This window comes from Streptomyces sp. NRRL WC-3549 (genome assembly GCF_000721935.1).
GTDB lineage: Bacteria > Actinomycetota > Actinomycetes > Streptomycetales > Streptomycetaceae > Streptomyces.
On sequence record NZ_KL585394.1, the window covers coordinates 179024 to 181160 of the forward strand.

2 protein-coding genes are annotated in these 2137 nt (G+C 77.0%); one reads left to right on the forward strand and one right to left on the reverse strand.

The window, feature by feature from the left end; translation table 11 throughout:
- Nucleotides 1-715: RNA polymerase sigma factor (locus tag IH13_RS0111515; RefSeq protein ID WP_158791131.1), on the reverse strand; the 715-nt coding region annotated here is incomplete at its 3' end.
- Between the two features lie 151 nt (nt 716-866).
- Here IH13_RS0111515 and IH13_RS0111520 point away from each other — a divergent pair.
- Nucleotides 867-2137: ATP-binding protein (locus IH13_RS0111520; protein ID WP_199814636.1), on the forward strand; the 1271-nt coding region annotated here is incomplete at its 3' end.

Below are 2137 nucleotides of genomic sequence, written 5' to 3' on the forward strand. Positions count from 1 at the left end.
CCAGCCGGCCGCTGCACCTGCGGCACTCCTCGTCGGCCGCGCGCTGCCCGGCGTAGGCGGCGAGGTACGCCTCCCGCAGCCCTTCCCGGGCGCGGGCCACCAGCGAGGCCACCCCGCTGGGGGTGAGGCCCAGCAGGGTCCCCACCTTCGCCGCGGGCTCCTCCTCCACGACCGAGTGCCAGAGCACGGCCCGCCACCGTTCGGGCAGGGAGCGGAAGGCGGCCGCGACCATGCCGCCGTCCTCCGCGCGCAGCACGTGTTCCTCGCCGCCCGCCGCACGGCTCACCGGCTCCGCGCCCTCGCGCCGTGCGGCGGCGTCCAGCCAGGCGCCGAATCCGGGCGTGAGGTCGACGCGGCGGGCCTGGTCGGCCCAGTCGGCGGCGGTGTGGCGCACGACGGCCAGCAGATAGGGGCGCCAGGCGTCCAAGGGCCCCTTCCCGTCGCGTACCGCCCGTACCGTCCGGGCGAACGCCTCCGAGGTGAGGTCCTCCGCGGTGTGCGGGTCGCGGCAGCAGCCACGGGCGTACGACAGGGCGGCGGGGGCGTGGCGGCGGTACAGCTCGGCGGCTGCCTCGACGTCGCCCCCGTCGCGTATCCGCGCCGTCAGCTCCGCGTCGGGTCGTACGTCCACGGCGCTGCCCGCGGCACCGTCCGCCCGGTGCCGCCCCAGGGGGACGCCGCTCCGCACGCGGCCACCGTTCCCTCGGTCGTTCATGATTCCAGCGCTCCGCATGTCCGTACGACTGTCGGCGCGCAGTCTCGCAGACTCCCTGTCGCCGTGGCCCCCGACGCAGGAGACTGGGCTGTCCACACGACTGATCCGGCCGCGACCGGCCGACGGGTGACACCGAGGGGGACGCATGGCGATGCGGGACGGCCACCGGGCCGACGCCGAACGGCTGTTGGTGCGGGCCGTGGAGGAGGAGGCGCGGCACTCCGGCGGGCGGACGGACTCCGGCGCGTTGCTGGCGCGTGCGCGGGGCGCGCTCGACACGATGGCGGCGGGTGCGGCCGAGGAGTACGCCGCGTACACGCAGGCGCTCGACGCGGCAGAGGCCGGGCAGCGGCCGCTCGGGCAGCGCTTCACCAAGGCGTCCCTGGGCACTCCGCTGCTGGTGACCGGGGTCGCCGCGGCTGCCGCGTTCGGGGCGGACCTCGCGTTCGGTACGGATACCGGCCTCGCCTTCGGCGCGGGCGCCGTGGTCGCCGTCGCGGGCACCACCGCGACCGTCGCCCGGGTGACCGCCTCGCACTGGCCCGCCGCCCACCGCAGGGCCGCCGCGCTCAGCCAGCCCGGCGGCGCCGAACAGCTGCGGCTGCAGTGGCTGACGGCGCTGGAGGTACGGGGCATCCGCCCGTTCCTCGACCAGCAGCGCATGCTGACCGCCGCCACCCGGAAGCCGAAGAAGGCCGCCGCCTCCGCGGCCCCGCGACTGCGCGGCCAGGACCGCAGCGCGGCGGCCCGCACCCGTTCGCTGCTGGCCCAGTCCTTCGGCCATCTGCCCGCCGCGGAGGGCCCGTTCGCGGGGCGCCGTACCGAGATGGCGCAGATCGCCCGCTGGGTGCACGCCGCCCGGGCCGCGACGGAGACCCGGCCGACCGTCGTCGTCCTGCACGGGGCGCCCGGTTCGGGCCGCACGACGCTGGCCGTGCGGGCGGCGCACGCGCTCCGGGACCAGTTCCGCGGGGCGTGCGTGGTGGACCTGCGGGGCCAGGTGGCCGGCGAGGCCCCGCTGTCCACCCGGGACGCCCTGCTGCACCTGCTCAACCGGCTGGGCGCGCCCCGGGAGCAACTGCTGTTCCGGGAGCAGTCCTCCGCCGAGCAGCAGGTACGGCGTCTGGGCGAGCTGTACCACCAGCATCTGGCGGGCACTCCCGTCGTGATCGTCCTGGACGACGCCACCGACGCGGCCCAGGTCGCCACGCTCGTCCCGGAGCGCTCCGACAGCCTGGTCCTGGTCACCGCCCGGGAGCCCCTCGACCTGCCCGCGGACGTGTCGGCCCGGGTCCATGTGCTCCCCGTCGGCGCTCTGGACGCGGCCGGGGCCGAGGAGTTGCTGCGGGAGTCGGCCCAGGACCCCGAGCAGGGCCCGTACGACTACCCGTCCACGGACGCGGTCGTGGAGCTCTGCGGCGA